Origin of the sequence: Thermoactinomyces sp. DSM 45891 (assembly GCF_900119485.1) — a bacterium.
Classification (GTDB): Bacteria; Bacillota; Bacilli; order Thermoactinomycetales; family Thermoactinomycetaceae; genus Baia.
The window spans coordinates 20,935-44,972 of record NZ_FPJZ01000010.1; the positions used below are offsets into that span (position 1 = coordinate 20,935).

A 24,038-nucleotide genomic window follows, 5' to 3' on the forward strand; every position below is an offset into this window, starting at 1 on the left:
CTGGCATATACAAAATATTATATGAATGAGCTTATGGGGGTATGCCCAAGGAATATAGCCAAAAGTAAGGGACGGAGATGCAGTTCTATAGTCCAAGAACTGTATCTCCGTCCCGAATTGTTTTAAGAACCTACATAGTAATAGAATGGGATGCGGATCGGCACGTTTTTCTCATTCACGATCGTAATATAACCTTGATAGTCGCCATCAGCTTTCTTCTTTGGATTTACCGTTACATTAAATGTAGTGGATTTTCCTTTGGCAAGGGTAAGCAAGGTTTTATCCGATTTCACGAGGGAATTTCCTTTGATTTGGTACACTTGACGCTTGGAGGTTGGATTTTTCAGCGTAACTTGGAGCTTCACTTGATCGCCTGTCTTGGATAGTTTTCCGAAGCTCAAGCTTGTTGGGTTTGCCATCAAGACTGGATTTAGCGCTTTTCCTACGTTGATTACACCGGCACCCACTTCTACTGGAAGAGCGGCACTTTTTGGATTAACGGCTGTGCCCATCAATGAAGATTTGATGTCTTGTGGAGTCCAGTTAGGACGAGCTTGGGTCAAGAGAGCAGATGCACCGGCAACGTGAGGAGCAGACATGGAAGTACCATTGTAAGCAGCTAGTCCACCACCGACAACACTGGAGTAAACATTTACGCCAACTGCCGCTACATCAGGTTTCAAGGTGTAGTTAATCGTTGGACCACGAGAAGAGAATCCTGCGATTTGCAAAGAATCTGGTGTAAAGAATTCATTGTCAGGACCAGGACTGAATTTAACAGATCCTTCTCCACTTGTAAGCCATGTTCCGTCTACATCGGAAACCATCGCAACAGGTACAGTCACATTTGTTTCCACGGATGGAGAGGTAGGCGCACCGGACTGATTATTTACAATTAGTACACCCACAGCCCCTTTTGCTTGTGCATTCGTTGCTTTTTGGGTAAATGTACATTCACCACGCTTCACGATGGCAATTTTTCCTGTTAAATCACTTGTGAGTGGTTCGCAAGCAAGATCGAGATTGTCGGAAGCATCCTTGACTGGTTGTAGTGGAGCTGTTACTTCCTTTTCAACAGTTCCACCCGGAGAAGCAGAACCGACTGGAAGTGTTTTAGCTTGCCCTTTTACGGTTGCTTGGATCGCTTTTCCGAAGAAATGGCTGTTACTGACTGCAGCTACTGTAATAACATCCGATGCAATTCCAGGTGAACCGATGGTTTGTGCGCCAGGACCGTTATTACCTGCGGAGATAACGGTGGTCATACCAGCACGAGAAGCAGCATTGACTACTTCTACAAGTAAGTCAAAACCAGTAGTAGCAGGGCTGCCTAAGCTTAGATTTGCTACATCCATGCCATCATTTACAGCATCTTCTACTGCTTTTGCGATAAATGTGCTATCTGCGCTACAGTCGTCGCAAGGGAAGACGTTATAGTTTCCTAGGTATGCTTTTGGTGCAACGCCACTTAAAGGAGTTTTTGCTACACCAGATGGGTCCTTATATCCTTCAATTCCAGCAATCGTACCCGCTACATGAGTTCCATGAGAACCGATTGCTTCTGGTGTGCGAGTCCCTTTTCCATCTGCTTGATAGTTCATTGCTTCTGGATGGTACACTTTTGCTGTGATTACTTTATTGCTCGTATATTTTAACCATTCGTCCATCGAGCCAGTTCCGCTTAAGTCAGCTTGTACTTTTGGGAATCCTTCTGGCATTTTAAGAGAAGAATCTTTAAAGAATGGGTGATTCTGATCGATTCCAGAGTCAATTACGGCTACTTTTACGCCGTCCCCTTTATACCCAGACTTCCATGCAGGAAGAGTATTTATGAGTTCAAGCGATTTATTCATGGTCGGGCGGTATTGTTTACTTTGCACAACACGCTTGACACCAGGTGCTTTCTCAAGTGTTTTGACATCTGTGCTAGGTGCTTTTACCGAGAAGCCATTGAAAGTGGTACTGAACTCAGAAACGACTTTTGAATTGGTTTTTTCTTTGATGTATTTCTTTACAGAGTCACGTTTCTTCGTAAGATAAGATTGATAATTCTTTACATCAGAAGATTTTGTGTTTAAATCCTTGTCTGGAGCTGGTTGTGTTGGCGCAAAGCCTTTAATGCCTCCATCGTATGTAGCTACTGGCTCATCTGCTAGCTCTACAAAGTAGTAGCCTGGGGTAGATGGGATAGAAATTTTTGCATCGGTGTTTGGATCATTTGCCAATACACTTGATACGCTGGATAGTACTAATGCTCCACTTAGAAGCATAGACGCAGGAATACGCCATTTTCTCTTCATGAATTGCCCTCCCAAAGGTGAATATTGACCCATGATTCAAGTCATAGATATATAATACTATAACTAACATTCAAATCCTTCTTTTTTATTTGTAAATTATAAATTTTATTTGCAAATAAAAAATGCTAGAAAGAATGATTTATGTTCTTTCTAGCATTTTCGCTTCATTATCGTTGTAAGATCCGTAGACGGGTAAAGAGTGTAATGATTTTCCCACCCATTGGAATCATGCGAAGCTCCCTCTCTGTAAGAGTTCGAGTGATAACGAGGGCAAATAAATAGACAAACGATCCAATCAATACCATAGCCAAGCTGATAAAAATATAAAATAGGCGACTTGGTTTATCGATTAGGAAGATCATGGATTGATAGCAGAGATAGAGGATAGCTAACATAATTCCAGTGCTAAGGAATGGCTTTAAGACATAAGTACTAAACCGAAAGTGTATACCTGTGATTCGTACCACTTGCCACAGATTGAGACCACAAACGACAACATAAGCGAGTACCATTGCCAATGCGGAGCCCCGAATCCCCATGGTAGGAATAAATACGAAGTTTCCTATCACTTTAATGCCAGCACCGATTAATAGATGGCGGACAGGGAGTTTATTAAACCCTAATCCTTGCAAAACCCCCGAGCAAGTAACTGCTAGCGTACTGAAGATGGCAGAGAACGCAAGGATTGCTAATGTGTCTCCTCCATTATTATTCTTGTACATGGCTATGTTAAGAGGTTCTACTAACATAGCTAACGCGAGGCTTGCTGGTAAACTAATCACAAGTGTCATTAGCCAAGATTGCGAGATCTTATGCTCTACCGCCTCGTATTCCTCACGAGACATATGCGCTGCAATCGCTGGGATTAGTGCAAGGGTAAGGGAGCTGGAGAAGACGGAGATCACATTGACAAATGGCTCTCCTCGTCCATAGATGCCGAACAATTCGGTTGCTGCTTTGTCTGTTAGCCCTGAGTCCATTAATAATCGAGGGACAGTAAAAGAATCAATGAGTCCGATTAAGGGGAGCACTAGTGTTGCTAATGAGATCGGGATGGCATAGGCGATAATTTTCTTCGATAGTCTCCTAAATGATTCAGGACGACGCAAGGGAGGATTCCATTTTTTATAAAGTTGCTCTTTTTTATCACGGCGATTGTACCAAAGCATTACGATTAGGCCTGCGATCGCACCAAATAGAGCCCCAGCCGTTGCTCCGGCCGCTACGGTTGCAAGGCTCATACCTTCTTGAACCATCCAGTATGTTAGTCCAATAAGGACTCCCACTCGCACAATTTGTTCGATTAATTGTGAGATCCCAGTGGGCACCATCTGCTGTTGTCCCTGAAAAAATCCACGGTACGCACCCATGATCGGAACAAATAAAATCGCACAGGCCAATACCTTCATAGAGGAGGTCGCTGCTGAGTTTCCTAAGATCACCTTAGAGATATACTCTGCTCCAAAAAACAGGATACAAAAAGAAAGAATCCCTGTTAGGGTTAAGATAAGAGAGGCAACCCGTAAAACGCGACGTGCCCCGGGATAATCATCTTGAGAGAGGTGCTCTGCTACAAATTTCGAAACGGTGATCGGAATGCCGGCAGTTGCAATCATTAGAAGAATCGAGTAGAACGGGAAAGAGATTCGGTAGATTCCCACTGTCTCGTCCCCTGCGATATTTTGAAACGGAGCCCAAAAAAGGCTCCCGATAATTTTTGTAAAAAGGGTTAATATGCTTAGAATTAGCGTTCCTTTGACTAACTTATTTGACATGTATTCATACTTCCTTTGTGCAAAAAGTGCATGATGTTTATTTTAGCAGGTTAAGTATATTCTGCATATGTACGAAGATGTCAAATTTGAAAAGAAAGAAGAGTGTTATCCTACTCCTGATCAGCCTCAAAACCAAATAAATGGAAAAAATCTTCTCGGAACCCTTTTAGATCTGTGAGTTCATATACATTTTTCGAATTCACCTTCGCTAAAATTTCGGACACTTTTTGCTGGACGTCTGCACGCATTTCCCAATCATCGATACGAATTCGTCCCTCTTTATCAAGTTGAGGCGACTGATTCGAGTAGAGAAAATCTTGATAGAGACGGTTCATTTGCTCGATACAGCCTTCGTGAATCCCCTTTTCCTTCATCACCTTGTACAAGGCAGAAATATAGAGCGGGATAACAGGGATAGCGGTGCTTGATTGGGTAACCAGCCCTTTACATACCGTCACGATTGCTTGCCCGTTTATAGATGAGAGCTCCTTACTTAATTCATGAGCTGTTTCTTCTAGGTGATCCTTCGCCCGTCCGATCGTTCCATTGCGATAAATAGGATGCGTCATCTCTGGACCGATATAGGAGAAGGCGATGGTTTTCACACCTTGACTTAAAACATCTGCTTCTTTTAGTGCAAGCATCCACGAGTGCCAATCTTCTCCACCCATCACTTTTACCGTATCGGAAATTTCTTCCTCATTTGCTGGCTGTATTTCCACATTCGTTACTTCTCCTGTATGGAAATGTACCGTTTTGTTTTGATAAGGCGAGCCAATTGGTTTTAAAACAGAATAATAAGCCTCTCCCGTTTGCGGATCGGTCCGCTTGGCAGTAGCGAGGCTATAAATTACTAAGTCAATTTTGCCTAGATCTTGTTTAATCAGTTGAATGGTTTCATCCTTTATCTCATTAGAAAAAGCATCTCCATTTACATGCTTGGCATAGAGACCTTCTTGATGAGCAAATTCTTCAAACGCCATTGAATTATACCAGCCGGCTGATGCTCCGCGTCTAGAGTTTCCCTGTCCGCCCGAAAAAACGCCAATCGTACTTGCCCCTGCTCCAAAAGCAGACACAATTCGTGCCGACAGCCCGAAGCCCTTCGAAGCCCCGATGACCAGCACATTTTTAGGGCCATTCGTTAATCTAGGTTGTTTTTGAATAAAATCAATCTGTTCTTTTACTTGCTCTCTGCACCCCTCAGGGTGAGCATTTGTACAAATAAAGCCACGAAATCTAGGTTTAATATCCATGTGAGCGTTTCCTTTCTGTCTATGCAAAATATCTTGGGTTATCATAACACAATGGAAAACAAAAATCGCGTTGAGTGGATACGGATGGAGATTCAAATGGATCTTCCCATTGCACAAGGGCTATTTTTTTTGTCACAATAGAGATATGAAACCTATACAAACAGCTACATCGTATACAGTGAGTATGACAGGCTTTGGACGCGGTGAGGTAGCTACGTCTAATCTGCAGTTTATTACTGAGATTCGTACGGTAAATCATCGATTTTTGGATTTGATTCTTCGCGTGCCTCAAGGATTTGCGGAGCAGGAGGAGTCGATTCGTAAGCAGGTGCGGGAGTCGATTCGTAGGGGACGAGTGGAGTTATCGATTTATATAAAAGAGGAAGGGGGATCGGGGAAGCATGTTGTATTGGATGAAGAGTTACTACAATCTTACCTAGCGATTAGTCAAAAGCTATGTGATGAAGGGATGGTAACGGGATCTGTAACGATCCAAGATGTATGGAAGAAGCATGAATTGTGGAAGATGGAAGAGACGAAGCGGGATTGGGATGAGTATGGTGAGTGGATACGAGAATCGATTCAGCAAGCTCTAACTACGTTGCAAGAGATGCGGATGCTAGAGGGACAGGCTCTGGAGCGGGACTTACTTACGATGTTAACATCTTTCGAGGAGACGGTGGGGAAGATAGCGGAGTTGGCACCTCAAGCTACGAAGCACTACCGTGAGAGGTTGCAAAATCGTTTGCTTGAGTTAGAGATGAATATGGGAGATTTAGAGGAACGTTTGTTAACAGAGGTGGCCATCTTTGCAGAACGGACGGATATTACGGAAGAGATTACGAGACTTGTGAGTCATAGCCAGCAGTTTAGGGGTTCGTTTGAACGGGATGAATCGATTGGTAGAAAGCTTGATTTCTTGATTCAGGAGATGAATCGAGAGATGAATACGATTGGTTCTAAATCAAATCATGCACAAATTGCGCTGTGGGTGGTAGATTGTAAGAGTATATTGGAAAAAATGAAAGAACAGGTTCAAAATCTGGAGTAATTCGTTATGAAACATAGCTAACTCGTTGATTCTTGACAGAAAACGGTCTACAATAGCTAGAGCAGGATGAATTCGAGAAGAACGAATAAGCCAATTCGACATCATCTAGGATTGTTTACATTAGGGCGAGGAGGTACCAGAGTTGGGAATCAAACTTATTAATATCGGCTTTGGTAACATTGTTTCAGCAAACCGAATTATATCGATTGTTAGTCCAGATTCTGCCCCCATTAAACGAATTATCCAAGAAGCTCGGGAACGCGGAGTCTTAATCGATGCTACATATGGTCGTCGCACAAGAGCGGTCATTATTACAGATAGTGATCATGTAGTCTTGTCTGCGGTTCAGCCAGAGACAGTAGCCCATCGCTTAGCAAGTAAAGAGCAGGCGTCGGAAGAAGTCGCGGATTAGTAGAAAGGTTGACAAGATGAAAGCAGAATATCATCAATCAGGTCTTTTGATCGTAGTCTCTGGTCCATCTGGAGTAGGAAAAGGAACAGTATGTTCGGCTCTTCGTAAGCGATTGCCTAACCTTGCATACTCTGTATCCGCTACTACTCGTCAGCCTCGTGCAGGGGAACGAGATGGAGTGAATTATTTTTTTAAGACGAGAGCCGAATTTGAACACATGATTCAAAATGATGAACTCATCGAATGGGCGGAGTACGTAGGAAACTACTACGGAACACCTCGTGGGTATGTGGAGGACACACTAGCATCTGGGAAAGATATTGTGTTAGAAATCGAAGTACAAGGTGCTTATCAAGTAAAAGAAGCATTTCCGGATGGAGTGTTTATTTTCCTTGTTCCTCCTTCAATGGACGATTTACGTACTCGTATTTTACACCGTGGTTCTGAAACGACGAGCTCTCTGGAAAACCGCCTCGGTGCTGCAAAAGACGAGTATCAACATATTCACCGATATGACTATGTGGTGATAAATGATGAAGTGCAAAAAGCATGTGACCGTGTAGAAGCGGTTTTGCTAGCGGAACACTGCCGAGCAGATCGCTTGGTCATGTCAGAGTAAGAACAGATAGGGGGTTAGAATATGTTATATCCATCCATTGACCAATTAATGGAAAAAGCAGATAGTAAATACGCTTTAGTCGTACTTGCTGCGAAGCGTGCTCGTGGTCTTCTAGAAGGGACAAGCGAGCTCCAGTTAAAGCCACATTCGAAAAAGTATGTAGGTGCCGCTCTCGAAGAGATCGCGATTGATTTAATTGTCACACCAGGAAAAACGAAAAACGCGTAACGAATATGATGCATCTAAAAAAATAACAACCAACTGTGGTTGTTATTTTTTTAGATGATATGAAGAGGGATGAGCGTTATGAAGGGGAAACGAATACTGCTTGGGATTACTGGGGGAATCGCTGCTTACAAGGCGGCTACGATTGCGAGTCAACTTTATCAGCGCGGCGCAGATGTCCGTGTTATCATGACGAAGTCGGCGACACAATTCATCACTCCTCTTACATTGCAAACTCTTTCTCATCACCAAGTTTATACAGATACGTTTGACGAGCGTGATCCAGAAGTGGTCTCTCATATCGACCTAGCGGATCACGCGGATCTGATCGTAGTCGCACCCGCAACGGCAAATATCATCGGAAAGGTAGCATATGGATTAGGTGATGATATATTGTCTACCACTTTGCTGGCTACAACGGCGCCGGTCGTCATTGCGCCAGCGATGAATGTTCACATGTATGAAAATGTAATCGTTCAGAAAAATATCCAAATCCTACGGGAAGTAGGAGTGCAGTTTATTGAGCCAGGTTCTGGTCAATTAGCATGTGGCTATGTAGGGCAAGGAAGAATGGAAGAGCCAGACGTGATTGTGGATTGGATTGAACAATATTTTGCCCATGAAACTGAGAAGCCTTTAGCGGGGAAAAAGTTATTAATCACCGCAGGTCCCACAATGGAACCGATTGACCCTGTTCGCTACATGTCTAATCATAGCTCTGGCAAAATGGGTTATGCGATTGCAGAGCAAGCGAAAAGGGCAGGGGCCGAAGTGGTACTAGTAAGCGGTCCTGTTATGATATCTCCTCCAGAAGGGGTAAGGGTAATCGAGGTAAAACGGGCAGCAGAGATGCTGGATGCAGTGATGAGTGAACTGGCTACATCCGATGTTATTGTCAAATCAGCGGCAGTAGCCGATTACCGTTCTAAGGTTATATTTGATGAGAAGATAAAGAAGAACTCGGAAGAGCTTACTTTAGAGTTGGAAAAAAATCCAGATATAGCCGCAGAAGTGGGACGTGTAAAAAGACCCGATCAGATGCTAGTGGGATTTGCCGCCGAAACGGAACAGATAGAGCGGCATGCGAAAGGAAAGTTGGAGCGGAAGAACATGGACCTCATCATTGCCAATGATGTTACGAAGCCGGGTGCTGGATTTGGAACGGATACGAATATTGTAACCATCTATGATAGCAGTGGAGATAAAATCGAACTCCCACAGCTTTCTAAACAAGAGGTGGCGCGCCATATTGTGCAAGTGATTGGAGAGCGATTACATGCCAGAGCGTAATGGCTGGATGGCGGATGTATATGTGGAGGTACCTGCGAAAGCGGTCGATCGTCCCTATAGTTACTTAATTCCTGATGAATGGCGAGAAGAAGTTCAGATTGGGAGCCGAGTGCAGGTTCCCTTTGGACCACGGACGTTAATTGGGTATGTAGTCGATGTGAGAGAGGGAGAACTTCCGCCTCGGGTAAAAGCGATTCAAGAGGTGCTAGATCTACAACCACCCCTTACACCTGAGTTGGTCCGGATTGGGCGACGGATGGCGGATGAATATCTTTGTACGACGATTACCGCTCTGCAAGCAATGGTTCCCTCGGTCTTAAAGGGAACGTATCAAAAGAGGATTACTCTTGCGACGGATTATGATCAGAGGGAAGTGCCAGCATCGCTGGAAGAAATGTTTGTTTCTCTGCACCAAGCGATTTCACAAGGAAATGGAGTTGTTTCTTGGGAAGAGGCATGCCAGATTCAGGGCATTCATCGTACCATCCTAAAACGATTATCGGAGCAAGGATTGATTCGGATTCATGAAGTGGTTGGAGATAAGATTACGAAACAAACCACAACATGGGTCTGGCTCGCATCGTCTGCTGATAGAGAGATGACGTTACGAGATTTACCGAAACGAGCGATGAAGCAGCGAGAAGTATTTACGTATCTGCTAGAAAAAGGTGAGGAAGTATCTCTTCCAGAGTTGCTTTCTGCTACGGCTACAGCCCGCACTACGGTGAAAAGTTTGGTAGACAAAGGGTTCGTTTCATGGGAAGAGCGGGAAGAGTATCGTGACCCTTTTGCGCATCGTACCTTTGAACAAACCATAGCACTCTCTTTTACAGATGAGCAGGCTGATGCGTTTGAGGCGATTATGAAGCCGATTGAAAACGGTCAAGCTGAGACGATTTTGCTTCACGGTGTCACAGGGAGTGGTAAGACTGAAATCTATCTGCAAGCGATCGCAGAAGTGTTAGCCAAGGGTAAGGAAGCAATCGTGCTTGTACCCGAGATTTCCCTCACTCCGCAGATGGTTGATCGATTTAAAGGGAGATTTGGCTCACAAGTGGCTGTCCTCCATAGCCGACTGTCTAGTGGCGAACGCTTTGATGAATGGCTGAAGATCCGTCGTGGGGAAGTTAAGATTGTTGTAGGGGCTCGCTCGGCAATTTTTGCTCCTTTTGAGCGATTAGGCATTATTATCATTGATGAAGAACATGAATCATCTTATAAACAAGAAGAGAATCCACGTTACCATGCGAGAGAGATTGCTCAGTGGCGAATCCTAGAACATCAAACCGCTCTCGTTTTAGGCTCCGCTACCCCACAAGTAGAGAGCTATTTCGCCGCTCGGACGGGAGAATATCGTCTCGTTAATCTACATAAAAGAGTACATGGTCGACCATTGCCAGAAGTGGAAGTGGTTGATTTACGAGAAGAGTTAGCTGGGGGAAATCGCTCGATGTTTAGTCGATCGTTAAAGACAGAACTGATCGAGTGTATCCACCGCGGGGAGCAAGCTGTTTTGTTTTTAAACCGTCGTGGATACTCTACCTTTGTGATGTGCCGAGATTGTGGAGAAACGCTTGCTTGTCCTCATTGTGAGATCTCGTTAACCTACCATGAGACGAATCGTACAGTACGTTGTCATTATTGCGGTTATGCGAGCCAACTTCCTAAGCGCTGTCCACAATGTGAGAGTGAGCACATCCGTCATTTCGGTACGGGTACGCAAAAAGTAGAAGCGGAACTCAGTAAAGCTTTCCCAGGGATTCGCGTAATAAGGATGGATGTAGACACGACTTCGCGTAAGGGATCTCATGAGCGTCTATTAAACGACTTCGGTGCAGGACGGGCAGATGTTCTTCTCGGGACACAGATGATCGCGAAGGGGCTTGATTTTCCCAAAGTGACATTAGTAGGTGTCATAGCCGCAGATTCGATGCTACATTTGCCTGATTTTCGAGCAGCCGAGCGAACCTATCAATTGCTCACCCAAGTAAGTGGACGTGCGGGTCGTCATGAGTATCTAGGAAAAGTGATTATCCAGACTTATTCTACTGATCACTATAGTATTCAGGCAGCGGCAGAACATTGGATTGAGGATTTCTACCGCCAAGAGTGTCAGATGCGAAAGCTACATCTCTATCCACCCTTTCGCCGTCTTTATACGATGGTGATTAGTCATCCAGATCGTCTGCGAGTATTGCAATACGGTCAGGAGATAGCACGTAGCCTAAATCAAGGTACCTTTCAATATGATTATCAAGTGTTAGGGCCTGTTCCGGCTATGATTCCGAAGATAAAAGATCGTTATCGTTTGCAAATCATGATAAAATATGAAGCCAATCCAGACCTTAACACATATGTAAAAGAGCGCGTTCGGCAAGCAACTCAGATGCAGGATGATTCCCATCTACGTATTCAGATACAACGCGATGGCGTATGATAGAGTATCATTGTATGTTTTTTGAAGAGGAGAGAGTGAGATGTCCGTCAGAAATATTGTGCAAATTGGAGAACCGATACTAAAAGAAAAAGCAAAGCCTGTGACGAAGTTCCATGCTCGTTTACATAAACTGTTAGATGATATGGCGGAAACGATGTATGATGCCAACGGAGTAGGATTGGCAGCTCCTCAAGTTGCTATTTCGAAACGGGTCATCGTGGTCGATGTAGGTGATCAATTATATGAGGTGATAAACCCGGAAATCATAGAAAAGCGTGGCGAACAGTTCAATCCACCAGAAGGATGTCTTAGTATCCCGAATCTACTTGGAGAAGTTCGACGTGCTGACTACATCAAGGTAGTAGGTCAAGATCGTAATGGACACTCGATTGAAATCGAAGCAGATGGATTTTTGTCCCGAGCTTTTCAGCATGAAGTAGATCATCTAAACGGAATTTTATTTCCTGATGTGGCTGAGCGAGTGTTCCGCCCAACCGAGGGGGAATAATCGATGAATAACATAAAAGATACACGAATGGTTTTCATGGGCACACCGGATTTTGCTGTGCCCGTTTTACGTATGTTAGTAGAAGAAGGTTACAATATTGTTCAAGTGGTGACTCAACCAGATCGCCCGAAAGGTCGGAAGCGTGAATTAACCCCTCCCCCGGTCAAAGTAGCGGCACAGGACTTAGGACTACCTGTATATCAGCCAGAAAGAGTACGGATTCCGGAAGAGATGAAACCCATTATTGATTTGAACCCTGATCTCATCATCACTGCCGCCTTCGGCCAAATCTTGCCAAAGGCTTTGCTAGATGTACCCACACACGGGTCTATCAACGTACACGCTTCCTTGCTTCCCAAGTATCGTGGGGGTGCTCCGATTCATCAATCGATTATCGATGGAGAAAAGGCGACAGGGGTTACCATTATGTATATGGTAGAAGCGTTAGATGCAGGGGATATAATCGCACAAAGTTCCATCCCGATTACGCAGGAAGATCATGTGGGGACGTTGTTTGAGAAGCTTTCTGTTGTGGGCGCTGATTTACTGAAGGAAACCTTACCGCCCCTGCTGTGTGACGAGATTCAAGCAGTGCCTCAAGATGCGGGACAGGTTACCTTTGCCCCTAATATTAAACGAGAACAAGAAATACTAGACTGGAATCGTACCGCTTTGCAGTTATATAACCAAGTGAGAGGCATGCACCCTTGGCCCGTTGCATTTACGCTATGGAATGGACAACCTATGAAGGTTTGGTGGGCAGAGCCTTTAGCGGATGAGAAGAGAACTCAAGCACCGGGAACCGTAGTTGCGTTGCAAAAAGATGGGATCGTAGTAGCAACGGGAGATGGTTGCCTCAAGCTGACTGATTTACAGCCATCTGGTAAAAAGCGCCTGACGGCTGAGCAATTAATAAATGGTCGTCAGATTCATGTAGGAGATCGATTAGGAGAGTAATCATGAAAAAGAACAACCAGCGACAATCTGCAAGAGATGTTGCGCTTCATATACTAATTCAATATGAATCAAAGGAAGCGTTTAGCAATCTATTATTAAATCAATCGCTAGAACGAAGTGAATTAGAGCCTCGCGATAAGCGACTCGTTACGGAATTGGTTTATGGTATCATCCAGCGACAAAACTCATTGGACTGGGTGATTGATAAGCTCATCTCACGCGGTAGTAAATCAGTAGAGCCATGGGTGAAGCAATTACTACGTATGGGCTTGTATCAAATGATCTACCTCGATAAAATTCCGGAGAGAGCGGCGGTCCATGAAACCGTAGAAATCGCCAAAGCTAGAGGACATAAAGGGATTTCAGGGCTAGTTAATGGAGTCTTACGCAACTTCTTGCGAAATAAAGAGAAGTTCTCGCCAATGTTTCCTCCTACTTCTCACCAAGAAGAAGCGATTGTCTATTCCCATCCCTTGTGGATGGTGCAGAGACTGCATGAAGTGTATGGGGAAAAGGAAGCGGTAAAGGCGTTACAGGCGCAAAACCAACCACCTAAGGTAAGTGTGCGGATCAATTCCATGAGATGGGATCGGGATGCCTTTATCGAGGCTTGGAATGAAGAAGAGACAGGGGGAGCTTCACCCTCTGAACTAGCCCCTGATGGTGTCATCTTGAAAGGAGTCGGTAATGCGGCATCCCATTTCTACTACCAAGAGGGTGCTTATACTATTCAAGATGAAAGCTCGATGCTAGTGGCACGAACAGTTGATCCGAAGCCAGGTATGCGAGTATTAGATGCTTGCGCTGCTCCTGGTGGGAAGACAACACATCTGGCAGAGCGAATGAATGATGAGGGAACTGTCATAGCCTATGATGTCCATAATCATAAGATGGATCTCATCCGTGAACATGCGCGTCGCCTCGACCTCCAGCACATCAAGACAAGAGTAAGGGATGCCAGAGAAATCGAGTTGGATGGAGAGCCTCTATACGATGCTATTTTATTAGATGCCCCTTGTTCGGGTTTAGGCGTGATTCATCGTAAACCTGACATTAAATGGAGCAAAGAAACAGAGCAAATTCGTGACCTCACTAAAATCCAGAGTGAACTACTTGATCGTATGGCTACCCTCGTCAAACCCGGTGGAACGCTTGTTTACAGCACTTGTACATGGGAACCGCAAGAAAATCGGGAGCAAGTCGAGCAGTTTCTGAAGCGCCACCCTGAGTTTGAACTAGACCCGACGATTTTTGAATTATTGCCTAGGATAGTAAAAAAACGTGGGATTGCAGGAGATGGATGGGTACAGCTATTGCCACATCATTTCAATAGTGACGGATTCTTTATTGCTCGCCTGAAGAGAAGAGCTTGATAAAAAAACACCCAAAGGAATGCTATATCACCTTTGGGTGTTTTTTTTGATCTTAGTTAATGTCATCCATTTTTTGTATTCAACCGAAACGTTACATTCGGTTTCGAGTTTCGTTGGACAAATATGACTAAGCCGCATGGTGAATTAGATTTTCTATCGGTCGTAGTAAAAATGGATATTATGGAATGATCCTAAGTGATCAGGGGGTTTGTTTGTTTATTTTTATCTTCAATTTATCTTCATTTCATCTTTATCTTATTTTGATCCCCATGGGTTACTATCAATTGTGTAAGTAAGCCATTATTTACTTTATATAAATGACTTACAAAAATGTAAGGTTCTATTAAGGTAAATTGGTAGAAGGAATTCCCTTTTTCATATAAAGTTTAAATCATTCGATTGGTCAACTAATAGATTATAAGTTTTATTTAACATATATTTTACTGTTTATATGTAAGTAAATTTATATAAAAACGGAGGAAGTTATGAATACACAAGTATATGTTCTGTATGGTGGAAAGTCTGTTGAACATGAGATTTCGAAGCGGACAGCATTAGCGATTATAAATGCGTTAGATAAAGAGAAGTACGATGTTTATTCAATCTATATAAATAATGAGGGAATTTGGTGTAATACAGGAAAGGTAACAGAAGAATTGAAAGAGCTAAGAGAAGGGGAAGTAGATGTTGATATGACTCCCACACTCTCATTAGCAACCGTTTTACAGGAGTGTTTTTCACCGGGAAGAGAACATGTAGTCATCCCTGCTCTGCATGGTACTTATGGTGAAGATGGAACGATACAAGGGCTATTAGAATTAATCGATGTTCCTTATATCGGGAATGGAATTATGCCTTCTGCCATCGGCATTGATAAAGCGATGACAAAAGAAATCTTTTCTAAAGTAGGAATTCCACAGGCGGAATATGTATTCTTTACGATTCAGGAGTGGAAGAGACGTGCTAACCAAATTTTTGAACAAATTGAAGATGGAATCGGCTACCCATGTTTCGTCAAACCAGCAAAATTAGGATCGAGTGTGGGAGTTCACCGTTGTCAGAATCGAGATGAGCTAATAGAGGCATTAAAGGATGCATTTACCTTTGATCAAAAAGTAGTGGTAGATAAAGAAGTAATCGGGCGCGAGATGCAAATAGCCGTGATCGGTAATGAAAATCCCGAGTGCTCTGTTGCCGGAGAATATATTTTAGAGAAATCGTTTATGGACTATAACGCTAAGTACGTAGATGGAAAGTTGATTCCGGTTATACCAGCCAATATTCCGGATTCGCTCCACACAAAAATGCAAGAAATCTCCCAGCAAGCGTTTCAAGTATTAAATGGTTCTGGATTGATGCGTGTGGATTTCTTTGTTACCGAAGAAAATGACCTATATGTAAATGAAGTAAATACATTCCCGGGATTCACAGGACACAGTATGTTCCCGGCTTTGTGGGAAGCAACAAAGGGCATGACGTATCCTGAGATCATCGAAAAATTTATTGACCTTGCTATCGAACGTCATCAGAACTCAGGACAAATTCAATACACAAGGGGATGAGTAGGCATGATAAAACGAACGATACATCAAATAGTAGAGATGTTGGATGGAGCATTTTGTCCGATCCTAGATCAACATATAGAGATTCAAGGAGTTTCCATTGATTCGCGAACCGTGCAGTCTAAAAACCTATTTATTCCTATTAAAGGAGAACATTTCAATGGACATGAATTTGTGCAAAAAGCCATTCAAATGGGTGCTGCCGCTACACTGTGGATGGAGGGTGAGCCATCTGCACCCACCGAAATCCCGGTTATCTATGTAAAAGATACACTTGTTGCCATACAAACGTTAGCGAGAGAGTATCGGAAGCAACTACAAACCAAAGTGATTGGAATCACAGGAAGCAACGGTAAAACATCTACGAAAGACATATTAGCTAGTCTACTGGAAACGCAATATAAGACGCAAAAAACATTCGGTAATTTAAATAACCACTTGGGAGTACCCTTGACTATTTTACAGTTGGAACCTGAAACGGAGATGGCTGTGATCGAGATGGGGATGTCTGGTTTAGGAGAAATTGAGCTATTATCCTCTATTGCTTTACCAGATGTGGCGATTATCACGAATATTGGAGAAGCGCATCTGGATCAATTAAAATCGAGAGAACGGATTGCCCAAGCTAAGCTAGAAATTCTCTCGGGGTTAGAACCTAACGGTATCTTCATTTACGATGGGGACGAACCCTTATTACAAGAAGCGGTTCATAGAGAAAATCTAGGTGATCGGGCGGTTACTGTAGGGTTGAAATCCAGTAATTCGTACCGTCCATTCTTTATCTCGATTGAACGAGAAGGAATCTCATTTTCTCTACCGGTGCAACGCCCTATATTCTATCTACCAATGTTAGGAAAATATCAAGTGTTGAATGCTCTATCTGCCATTGCTGTCTGTCACCATTATGGAATTTCGAACGAACAGATTCGAAACGGATTCCTACAAGCTAAAATTACGGGGGGACGTAATGAGCTTATTAAAACACCCAAATATACCATCTTGAATGATTCATATAAATCAAACCCATCAAGCCTTTGTGTTTCGTTAGAAACGCTTTCAACCTTATCGTATAAAAAAAAAATAGTCGTTCTAGGCGATATGAATGGATTGGGCAGTGATGAAGTCTCCTTACATGAGAAAGTAGGAGCTGAATTAGATCCAAAGCACATCGATTATGTTTTTACAGTTGGCAAGCTTGCTGAACACATCGCTAAGGTAGCAAAAGGCCACTTTCCAGAAGGAAGAGTAGCTTCCTATCAGTCAGCAGAACAAGAAGCGTTAATCGACCAATTAAGAGGAATCGCCGAAACGGAGTCCATCATTTTGATTAAAGGATCCAGAGAAAATAAATTAGATACGCTAGTAGAAGAGTTGAAAGATAGCAGTGCTCCTATGAGAGAGGCAGTGGAAGTCTTATGAACACTTCTATGATACATCGTGATGCATGGGTCGAAATTCATCTGGATTGCATAGAGGAAAATATCCGTCAGATTCGTGGCCATTTACCTCCTTCTACTCATTTCATGGCAGCCGTAAAGGCGAACGCATATGGTCATGGAGATATTCAAATAGCGAAAACCGCTCTAAAATCAGGAGCAGATTCGTTAGCAGTAGCTCTGCTTAGTGAAGCGATTGTATTACGTAACCACGGAATTAAAGGTCCTATCTTAGTGCTAACACCCATCCTACCATCTAATGTAAATCTGGCTATCGACCATGATCTGACACTTACCGTTTTCCAAGCATCGTGGTTAAAAGAGATGAGACAGTATAAGAAAAATACAATCCCCCTTAAGATTCATCTGAAAATGGATACAGGACTCGGGCGGATCGGAATTCGTGAAAAGTCGGAATGGCTCGAGATCGTCCCTCTATTACAGGATCCAGATGTGATCGTAGAAGGTGTATATACCCACTTTGCAACTGCTAACAGTAGTGATACGACTTACTATCATAAGCAGTATGCTCGCTTTCAGGAAATGATGGAGTGGGTAAAGGAAGCAGGGATATCGGTCGATTATTATCATTGTGCCAATAGCGCATCCTCCCTGTGCTTCCCAGAAAACGCACTCGATGTAGTCAGGATTGGTGTGTCTATGTTTGGGATCTATCCATCCCAACATGTGAAAGACAACATCCCATTTTCTCTACAGCCTGCCTTATCTCTGCACTCCAAAATTGCTCATATCAAGAAGCTCCAAAAAGGCGATTTTGTTGGATATGATAATGCATATCAAGCAAGAGATGAGGAATGGATTGCCACGATCCCCATTGGATATGCGGATGGCTGGTTTCGCTGTTTCCAAGGAATGGATGTATTGATAGATGGTAAAAAGATGCCAATCATTAGTAAAATATGTATGGATCAGATTATGGTACGTCTACCTTGCAAATATCCACTTGGTACCAAAGTAACATTGATCGGAAGACAAGGGGAGGAAGAGATCACTTTATATGATTTAGCAGAACATATCGGTAGCGTTCCTCAAGAAATCCCTTCGATGATTACGTATCGCGTTCCGAAAATCTATTATTATCACGGAGAAGTAGTTGAGATTGTAAGTGAATTCAATGGTAATACGAAACAGTCGTATGCATTACAAAGTTGATAGTAGGCTAGTGATAAGGTAATGATTTTTCCGAAAACATACTTCATATATCGTGCAAATAAGATAGAATGACAAAGAAGACCCAACTTGGGTTTTTCTTTGATTTGAGATCGATTAAAAGAAGTGTGTAAGGAAATGTATTTTATTGTGCTGTTCTGATTTAAATGGGAGGGATAGAGGGATATCATGTACTTTACAAAAGATGAATCCATTTCAAAGAAGCTTTCTAAAAAACATTTTACAAACTTTTTAAAAATGTTTTTTAAAGATTGTACGATTCTCTCATATGAAATGTTGCCGGATGGAGCGGAGAATACGTGCTTTTTGGTAAATACTACCGAACGTTCATTACTAGTACGAATTTCAACGATAAAGTCAACTCACAAAATGGTGGATAGGGCCCGTTTCACATTGGATGAAGAAATGCGCTTCATGGAGTTTTTACATAAACAAGGAATTCCTATTCCAAGTGTATACAGGCAACAAGAGAACAGTCAACCATATTTAGAGTATCAAGAACAAGATCAGTGTGTCTTTGTTACCGTTACCGATTTTATTATTGGATCTCATGTGAACTATACAATGGAGGTCGTTGAATTAGTTGCCGAAGTCCAAGCACGTATGCACCGTTTAGCTAAGAATTACCAGCACTATCTTTCGATTTTGAATGAGGAGCACTCGGCCATGAGTATTCGCATCAAGAAAGAGCACCTTGATTCTGATGGGTATCAGAATCAACCTTCTGGTCCATTATATCGACGGTTGTTAGACGTATATCTGGAAAATGTAGAGCATCTAAAGGAGTATTTTATTAGGAATGAGAAGCTACTGATTCATTGTGATATGAAGGCTGATAATATACTAGTACTAGATGGTCGCTTGTCTGCTGTTATTGACTTTGGAGATATACGTGTCTCCGTGATCGCGGAAGATTTAGGCGTTTTTATATGGGACCTTTGCGATCACTTGAACCGTGACCAGATTGATTTTTCACCTTATATTAAAATGTATTTTCAAGCTTATAGTCGCTATTCAAAGGAATTATCACGACTTGAGAAGGAAATGGCCATACGTTATGCAATCGATCGTTATTTAAATATCAATATCTATTATCTTATGGAAAATCAACCGTTTCCAGAGAGAATGAAATATCAAGTAGACAAGGCGGAAAGGCAATTTGAGATTATCCAGTGCTTGCTAAAAATCTTGCAGGAGGAGTTTTAACATTGAAGTAGCACGGATCGTGTTCATTATTGAATTAACTAAAAAACTGGGGCGAATTTCCCAGACGGTGAACTTATTTGGCTTGAATTCGTGGATCTTGCCATAGGTCTTCACTAGCTGGTTCGAAGCGAGATGGAGCTAGTAAGTGAGCCAAGTGCTTGATGCCGACTAATAAGCGGGGGGAGGGTCGGCAGAACCAGCCTTCATCGCAGATCTGAATGAGGTTAGGGTCAGCTAAAGGGGTGTTTTGCCAATCGGGCCTAGTTGTAAACATATCCTTCTTGATTCGATGTTTCTCAATACCAGTCCATGCAACCATAACGAGGTCTGGATTACGTTTTACCACCTCGAGCCAATTTGTCTGAACACTTTCTTGAAGATAATCGGCAAATATATTGTAGGCTCCTACTAGCTCACATACTTCGGTTAACCAATTTCCTTGTCCAGGTGTAAATACTGGCTTGGGCCACCATTCCCAATAAATGCGGGGAATGGACTGGGATGTGGACATATGTTTACGGATCATTTCTACGGTTTGGGTCAAATGAGCAACTAGTTTTTCAGCTTCTGGTAATCGCCCAATATAAGATCCGACAAGTAAGACATCTTCGAGGATATTATTCCAAGATTTTGGATTGAGCGTAATATGGGGAATCCCTCTTTCTTCAAGCTGCTTAATATTCTTCTCCATTCCAGGAACGCTCAAAGAAGCGATGACGAGATCCGGTTGTAATTCTTCGACTAAATCCATATGAATCGATAAATCAGGGCCTAAACGTGGTAGATCAGCATAATCAGGGGGGAAATCTGAAAAGTCATCTACTCCGACTAGAAGATCTTTTGCCCCTAAGTAATGGAGAATTTCTGTATTACTAGGGCAGATGGATACGATTCTCACAATTTCTCCTACTTTCTATAGTTCTGGCTTGATATCAGAGGATGGTTAGCTTGAGAATCTGCTGTAGATTCTCAAGCTATTTTTATTTCTACCACAATCATCGTGATAGATAGTCATCCCGAAAACGCTGGATGTCTTTGATCGGGGGTAAGCCGAACATACGGGTATATTCACGACTAAAGTGTGAAGGGCTTTCGTAGCCGACTTGAAAAGCGGCATCTGCGGCTTCTATCGATTCGGTAAGAAGAAGCCGACGAGCCTCTTGGAGCCGGATCTGTTTTTGGTATTGGTTGGGGCTCATTCCGGTTACTTCTTTGAAGTAGTGATATAAGGAGGAGGCGCTCATGCGTGCTTCTTTCGCTAGTTCATCAATGGGCAGAGGTAGTGCGAAGTCGGTTTTAAGTAGCTCGATTACTTTTGCGATCCGATTCGAGTGACTGCCGATTAGCGCAAACTGCTTAAGGGAAGCGTTTTGTTCGTCCTGAAGAACACGGTAGATGATCTCTCGGATCGTATAAGGTGCCAGTACGGCGATGTCTGCCGGAGTTTCTAACAATTTGACAAGTCGTAGTACTGCATCATAAAGCGTATCATTCATCGGACTTATCACTAGGCCGCTTCCGGATTCACGTTTGGTTTTTACTGTGTGTTCGGATGCTTGCATAACATCGAGAATCTGATTCATATCAAAATTCAGTTGGAGACTTAGATACGGTGTCTTTGGGGAAGCTTGGAGGACTTGCCCCGTGATGGGTAAATGGACAGAGGCTGTTAAAAAACTGCCCGGATCATATTGATAACTTTTTGATCCCAGCATGACTACTTTTGATCCTTGCGCGGTGATGCATAGGGAGGGTTCATAGACGGAATAGATGGGTTCGGTTATCTGGGAAGTTCGAATAAAGCGCATGGCAGGAATTGCTGTTTCATGGATACCATCCTGTTTTGCGAATCGATTGATTACCTGTACCAGCTCTCCCTTTGGCTTTACGGATTTATCCATTTCTGACAACCTCGATTCGATCTCATTTTGTAAAGAATATAACCTTTTGGAGGATTAGGCAATAGTGATGAATCATCCGACTACCGCCTTACCTTTGACCAGAGTCATAATGGATTTATATCAAGTAATCAATTTGGCAAGGAGAAAACGATATGCAGATTATAAATAGACTTCTTGTCATCATGATTATCACCATGATGCTTACAGCCTGCCTGAAGGCGTCAAACCAATCGAATAGGAAAGAAGGGGATCAAATGAAAACGGGAAATAAAGATCTGCATTCCTATATAGGCATGTGGGTAACGAAAGATGGGCACATACGGCATGAATTACTACCGAACGGTCGGTACGATGAAGCACGCGGTAGTCGGAAGAGTGCTTATCAGGGCAAGTATACAATTGAAAACAATCATATCGAATATGTAGATGATACAGGATTCACGGCAGACGGAGATTTTCGAGATGGGATACTCTATCATGCAGGCATGGTGCTGTACCGGGAGAAATAGGGAGTATTATATAAAAAGGGAGATGTTAAAATGTCTGGGGTTAAAGGAAAAGTGGTTCTGATTACGGGGGCAAGTAGTGGGATAGGGGAAGCGACGGCACGATTGCTCGCGAGTCAGGGCGCTCATGTCGTTATGGGAGCGAGACGTTTGGATAAGCTAGAAGCTCTGGCAAGTGAGATTCGGGCTGAAGGTGGCTCGGTGGTATATCAAAAGCTGGACGTAACTTTATTGAATGAAATGAAAGCAATCATCGACTTAGCTAAAATTAAGTTTGGGTGTATTGATGTACTCATTAACAACGCTGGTGTAATGCCGGTCTCGCTTTTGGAAGTACTCAAGATCGATGAGTGGAATCGCATGATCGATGTCAATATTCGCGGTGTTCTACATGGGATTGCCGCTGGGCTTCCGCTCATGAAAAAACAAGGCTTTGGACATTTTCTTAATGTTGCTTCCACAGGTGCCTATGAGGTCACTCCGACAGCTTCTGTGTACTGCGCTACCAAATATGCGGTTCGAGCGATCACTGATGGTTTGCGGAAAGAAGTGGGGCAAAATATACGCGTGACGCTCGTTTCACCTGGTGTAACAGAGTCGGAGTTAGCTGACAGCATCACTGACGAGGATGCTAGGCAAATGATGAAAGAGTATCGACGTAATGCGCTTCCGGCACCAGCTATAGCACAAGCCATCTCTTATGCCATTCAACAGCCAGTTAATGTGGATGTGAATGAACTTGTTATTAGACCTACCTCAGCTTGATTGAGTATATGTAAAATGGCTTGGGAATCCGTAAAGGATTCTCAAGCCATTGTTTATTTAACGAAAATGAAGTAGTGCCTTGTAAGCATTTACTCTTCCGAATTTCCAATATTCACCCGTCCCTGGGATTTTATCTGCGCTTTCTTCGAGTGCAGACCGAATTTGTGTGGAAGAGAGTCCTTTGGAGGCTAAGAGTGCGGCTACGCCTGATACGTTAGCGGTAGCCATCGAGGTTCCCTCTTTTGTCGTATAAGGGTCTTCAGGGGCCCAGTTGGTTGGAACGGTCGACATGATGTCAACCCCTGGTGCTGCTACATCTACTGTGGTTCCATAGTTGGAACGGCTCCATTTTGCATCGTTTGAATCCGTTGCCGCTACAGAGATCGCATTTGGGTAGGCAGCTGGATAGTAAGGCTCGGAAGTAGTAGAATTTCCTGCCCCTGCTATTACCACGACACCCTTATTCCAAGCATAGTTGACCGCATCTTCTAATACTTCGGCAGGGATGGACATCGCGATGCTTAGATTAATGACTTTTGCACCATGATCAACGGCATACGTAATTCCGTTCGCAATGACTTCGCTATATGAATATCCATTCCGATCTAGTACACGAACAGATAGTACTTTTACATTTGGAGCGACTCCAGCAACTCCAATACCGTTATTGGTTTGGGCGGCGATGGTTCCTGCTATATGGGTTCCGTGTCCCAGTTCATCATTGCTTGGATCATTATCATTTTGTACAAAATCGTAACCCGGGATGACTTTTCCCTTTAGATCAGGATGATTGCTTTGAACGCCTGAATCGACAACTGCTACTACAGTATCACTGCTTCCGCGGGTAATATCCCATGCTTCTGGAATCTGCATTTTTTTCAAGGGAGCGGTTTGGTTTGAAGAGTAGTAATGATCGTTTGGAGTCCATACTGCTTGGGAGACTTTGCTTGTCTCTACATATTCTACATTTGGCATTTTACGATATTCTTGCAGGGCCTCTTGTACGGATTGCCCTTGTACCTGAATGACCTCAAAGCCAATTTGTGAATTACGGGAGATTACTTTTGCATTTTTCTGTTGATAAAGACTATTTTTTTGTTCTGAAGAGACCTCTTTTTTAAATTTGACAATGAGCTTTTCATTTTCAGTTGTTGTTTTATTAGGAGTTGCCTGTACAGTAAGAGAGTCTGATAAAGATAAGGATGAAATCAAGACTACGACCAGTAATAAAGAGTACCAATGCTTTATATGTTTCATTTTATTTCCCC

21 protein-coding genes are annotated in these 24,038 nt (G+C 43.0%); 15 read left to right on the top strand and 6 right to left on the bottom strand.

Translation table 11 applies throughout. From position 1 onward, the window contains the following. Window positions 1-122: 122 nt before the first annotated feature. From BT147_RS09385 to fabV, 3 genes are all read right to left on the bottom strand, one after another. Complete coding sequence (locus BT147_RS09385) at window positions 123-2,300, bottom strand: S8 family serine peptidase (protein ID WP_072334164.1); 2,178 nt, start codon at window positions 2,298-2,300, stop codon at window positions 123-125. Between the two features lie 167 nt (window positions 2,301-2,467). Beyond that, window positions 2,468-4,075 (bottom strand): putative polysaccharide biosynthesis protein, encoded by a 1,608-nt coding sequence (locus BT147_RS09390; protein ID WP_072334166.1) that lies wholly within the window; start codon window positions 4,073-4,075, stop codon window positions 2,468-2,470. Between the two features lie 110 nt (window positions 4,076-4,185). Beyond that, entirely contained in the window at window positions 4,186-5,331 is a 1,146-nt protein-coding gene (gene fabV / locus BT147_RS09395) for an enoyl-ACP reductase FabV (protein WP_072334169.1), read from the bottom strand. Window positions 5,332-5,476: 145 nt separating this feature from the next. Between fabV and BT147_RS09400 the strand changes: the two genes are divergently transcribed. From BT147_RS09400 to BT147_RS09460, 13 genes are all read left to right on the top strand, one after another. Beyond that, window positions 5,477-6,382, top strand: a complete 906-nt coding sequence (locus tag BT147_RS09400) for a YicC/YloC family endoribonuclease (RefSeq protein ID WP_083426488.1) — start codon at window positions 5,477-5,479, stop codon at window positions 6,380-6,382. 142 nt (window positions 6,383-6,524) lie between these two features. Beyond that, window positions 6,525-6,794, top strand: a complete 270-nt coding sequence (remA, locus tag BT147_RS09405) for an extracellular matrix/biofilm regulator RemA (protein ID WP_072334172.1) — start codon at window positions 6,525-6,527, stop codon at window positions 6,792-6,794. Between the two features lie 16 nt (window positions 6,795-6,810). Further along, window positions 6,811-7,413, top strand: a complete 603-nt coding sequence (gene gmk / locus BT147_RS09410) for a guanylate kinase (protein ID WP_072334175.1) — start codon at window positions 6,811-6,813, stop codon at window positions 7,411-7,413. A gap of 21 nt (window positions 7,414-7,434) precedes the next feature. Next, window positions 7,435-7,641, top strand: coding sequence for a DNA-directed RNA polymerase subunit omega (gene rpoZ, locus BT147_RS09415; protein WP_072334178.1), 207 nt, complete (start codon window positions 7,435-7,437; stop codon window positions 7,639-7,641). A gap of 78 nt (window positions 7,642-7,719) precedes the next feature. After that, window positions 7,720-8,928, top strand: coding sequence for a bifunctional phosphopantothenoylcysteine decarboxylase/phosphopantothenate--cysteine ligase CoaBC (gene coaBC / locus BT147_RS09420; RefSeq protein WP_083426489.1), 1,209 nt, complete (start codon window positions 7,720-7,722; stop codon window positions 8,926-8,928). Next, on the top strand, window positions 8,915-11,365 hold the full coding sequence (priA, locus tag BT147_RS09425) for a primosomal protein N' (RefSeq protein WP_083426490.1): 2,451 nt from the start codon (window positions 8,915-8,917) through the stop codon (window positions 11,363-11,365). The genes coaBC and priA overlap by 14 nt, the downstream gene beginning before the upstream one ends. A gap of 40 nt (window positions 11,366-11,405) precedes the next feature. Further along, window positions 11,406-11,873, top strand: a complete 468-nt coding sequence (gene def, locus BT147_RS09430) for a peptide deformylase (protein WP_072334183.1) — start codon at window positions 11,406-11,408, stop codon at window positions 11,871-11,873. A 3-nt stretch (window positions 11,874-11,876) separates the two neighbouring features. Continuing rightward, window positions 11,877-12,830, top strand: coding sequence for a methionyl-tRNA formyltransferase (fmt, locus tag BT147_RS09435; RefSeq protein WP_072334186.1), 954 nt, complete (start codon window positions 11,877-11,879; stop codon window positions 12,828-12,830). Window positions 12,831-12,832: 2 nt separating this feature from the next. Further along, window positions 12,833-14,203: a 16S rRNA (cytosine(967)-C(5))-methyltransferase RsmB gene (gene rsmB / locus BT147_RS09440; protein WP_072334189.1), complete on the top strand. Its 1,371-nt coding sequence runs from the start codon at window positions 12,833-12,835 to the stop codon at window positions 14,201-14,203. Window positions 14,204-14,688: 485 nt separating this feature from the next. Continuing rightward, the gene (locus BT147_RS09445) at window positions 14,689-15,765 is read left to right on the top strand and encodes a D-alanine--D-alanine ligase family protein (protein WP_072334192.1); all 1,077 of its coding nucleotides are present in this window, start codon (window positions 14,689-14,691) and stop codon (window positions 15,763-15,765) included. A 6-nt stretch (window positions 15,766-15,771) separates the two neighbouring features. Then, window positions 15,772-17,184: a UDP-N-acetylmuramoyl-tripeptide--D-alanyl-D-alanine ligase gene (locus tag BT147_RS09450; RefSeq protein ID WP_072334194.1), complete on the top strand. Its 1,413-nt coding sequence runs from the start codon at window positions 15,772-15,774 to the stop codon at window positions 17,182-17,184. Beyond that, complete coding sequence (gene alr, locus BT147_RS09455; RefSeq protein ID WP_286119300.1) at window positions 17,181-18,374, top strand: alanine racemase; 1,194 nt, start codon at window positions 17,181-17,183, stop codon at window positions 18,372-18,374. The genes BT147_RS09450 and alr overlap by 4 nt, the downstream gene beginning before the upstream one ends. A gap of 186 nt (window positions 18,375-18,560) precedes the next feature. Beyond that, window positions 18,561-19,598 carry a phosphotransferase enzyme family protein gene (locus BT147_RS09460; RefSeq protein ID WP_072334197.1) on the top strand — a complete coding sequence of 346 codons (1,038 nt, stop codon included), beginning with the start codon at window positions 18,561-18,563 and terminating at the stop codon, window positions 19,596-19,598. Between the two features lie 73 nt (window positions 19,599-19,671). On the opposite strand, the gene BT147_RS09465 is transcribed toward BT147_RS09460, so the two are convergent. Then, entirely contained in the window at window positions 19,672-20,496 is an 825-nt protein-coding gene (locus tag BT147_RS09465; protein ID WP_072334200.1) for a cobalamin-binding protein, read from the bottom strand. Between the two features lie 97 nt (window positions 20,497-20,593). Beyond that, window positions 20,594-21,499, bottom strand: coding sequence for an AraC family transcriptional regulator (locus BT147_RS09470; protein WP_072334202.1), 906 nt, complete (start codon window positions 21,497-21,499; stop codon window positions 20,594-20,596). 254 nt (window positions 21,500-21,753) lie between these two features. On the opposite strand from BT147_RS09470, the gene BT147_RS09475 reads away from it, so the two are divergent. Together BT147_RS09475 and BT147_RS09480 are read left to right on the top strand one after the other, a co-directional pair. Next, entirely contained in the window at window positions 21,754-22,008 is a 255-nt protein-coding gene (locus tag BT147_RS09475; RefSeq protein ID WP_072334382.1) for an Atu4866 domain-containing protein, read from the top strand. A 30-nt stretch (window positions 22,009-22,038) separates the two neighbouring features. Next, the gene (locus BT147_RS09480; RefSeq protein ID WP_072334205.1) at window positions 22,039-22,770 is read left to right on the top strand and encodes an SDR family oxidoreductase; all 732 of its coding nucleotides are present in this window, start codon (window positions 22,039-22,041) and stop codon (window positions 22,768-22,770) included. 57 nt (window positions 22,771-22,827) lie between these two features. On the opposite strand, the gene BT147_RS09485 is transcribed toward BT147_RS09480, so the two are convergent. Further along, window positions 22,828-24,027 (bottom strand): S8 family peptidase, encoded by a 1,200-nt coding sequence (locus tag BT147_RS09485; RefSeq protein ID WP_072334208.1) that lies wholly within the window; start codon window positions 24,025-24,027, stop codon window positions 22,828-22,830. Window positions 24,028-24,038: the final 11 nt, after the last annotated feature.

Coding starts and splice junctions, on each gene's coding strand:
- BT147_RS09385 (WP_072334164.1), bottom strand. CDS start 2,300: ATGAAGAGAAAATGGCGTATTCCTGCGTCTATGCTTCTAAGTGGAGCA.
- BT147_RS09390 (WP_072334166.1), bottom strand. CDS start 4,075: ATGTCAAATAAGTTAGTCAAAGGAACGCTAATTCTAAGCATATTAACC.
- fabV (WP_072334169.1), bottom strand. CDS start 5,331: ATGGATATTAAACCTAGATTTCGTGGCTTTATTTGTACAAATGCTCAC.
- BT147_RS09400 (WP_083426488.1), top strand. CDS start 5,477: ATGAAACCTATACAAACAGCTACATCGTATACAGTGAGTATGACAGGC.
- gmk (WP_072334175.1), top strand. CDS start 6,811: ATGAAAGCAGAATATCATCAATCAGGTCTTTTGATCGTAGTCTCTGGT.
- rpoZ (WP_072334178.1), top strand. CDS start 7,435: ATGTTATATCCATCCATTGACCAATTAATGGAAAAAGCAGATAGTAAA.
- coaBC (WP_083426489.1), top strand. CDS start 7,720: ATGAAGGGGAAACGAATACTGCTTGGGATTACTGGGGGAATCGCTGCT.
- priA (WP_083426490.1), top strand. CDS start 8,915: ATGCCAGAGCGTAATGGCTGGATGGCGGATGTATATGTGGAGGTACCT.
- def (WP_072334183.1), top strand. CDS start 11,406: ATGTCCGTCAGAAATATTGTGCAAATTGGAGAACCGATACTAAAAGAA.
- fmt (WP_072334186.1), top strand. CDS start 11,877: ATGAATAACATAAAAGATACACGAATGGTTTTCATGGGCACACCGGAT.
- rsmB (WP_072334189.1), top strand. CDS start 12,833: ATGAAAAAGAACAACCAGCGACAATCTGCAAGAGATGTTGCGCTTCAT.
- BT147_RS09445 (WP_072334192.1), top strand. CDS start 14,689: ATGAATACACAAGTATATGTTCTGTATGGTGGAAAGTCTGTTGAACAT.
- BT147_RS09450 (WP_072334194.1), top strand. CDS start 15,772: ATGATAAAACGAACGATACATCAAATAGTAGAGATGTTGGATGGAGCA.
- alr (WP_286119300.1), top strand. CDS start 17,181: ATGAACACTTCTATGATACATCGTGATGCATGGGTCGAAATTCATCTG.
- BT147_RS09460 (WP_072334197.1), top strand. CDS start 18,561: ATGTACTTTACAAAAGATGAATCCATTTCAAAGAAGCTTTCTAAAAAA.
- BT147_RS09470 (WP_072334202.1), bottom strand. CDS start 21,499: ATGGATAAATCCGTAAAGCCAAAGGGAGAGCTGGTACAGGTAATCAAT.
- BT147_RS09475 (WP_072334382.1), top strand. CDS start 21,754: ATGAAAACGGGAAATAAAGATCTGCATTCCTATATAGGCATGTGGGTA.
- BT147_RS09480 (WP_072334205.1), top strand. CDS start 22,039: ATGTCTGGGGTTAAAGGAAAAGTGGTTCTGATTACGGGGGCAAGTAGT.
- BT147_RS09485 (WP_072334208.1), bottom strand. CDS start 24,027: ATGAAACATATAAAGCATTGGTACTCTTTATTACTGGTCGTAGTCTTG.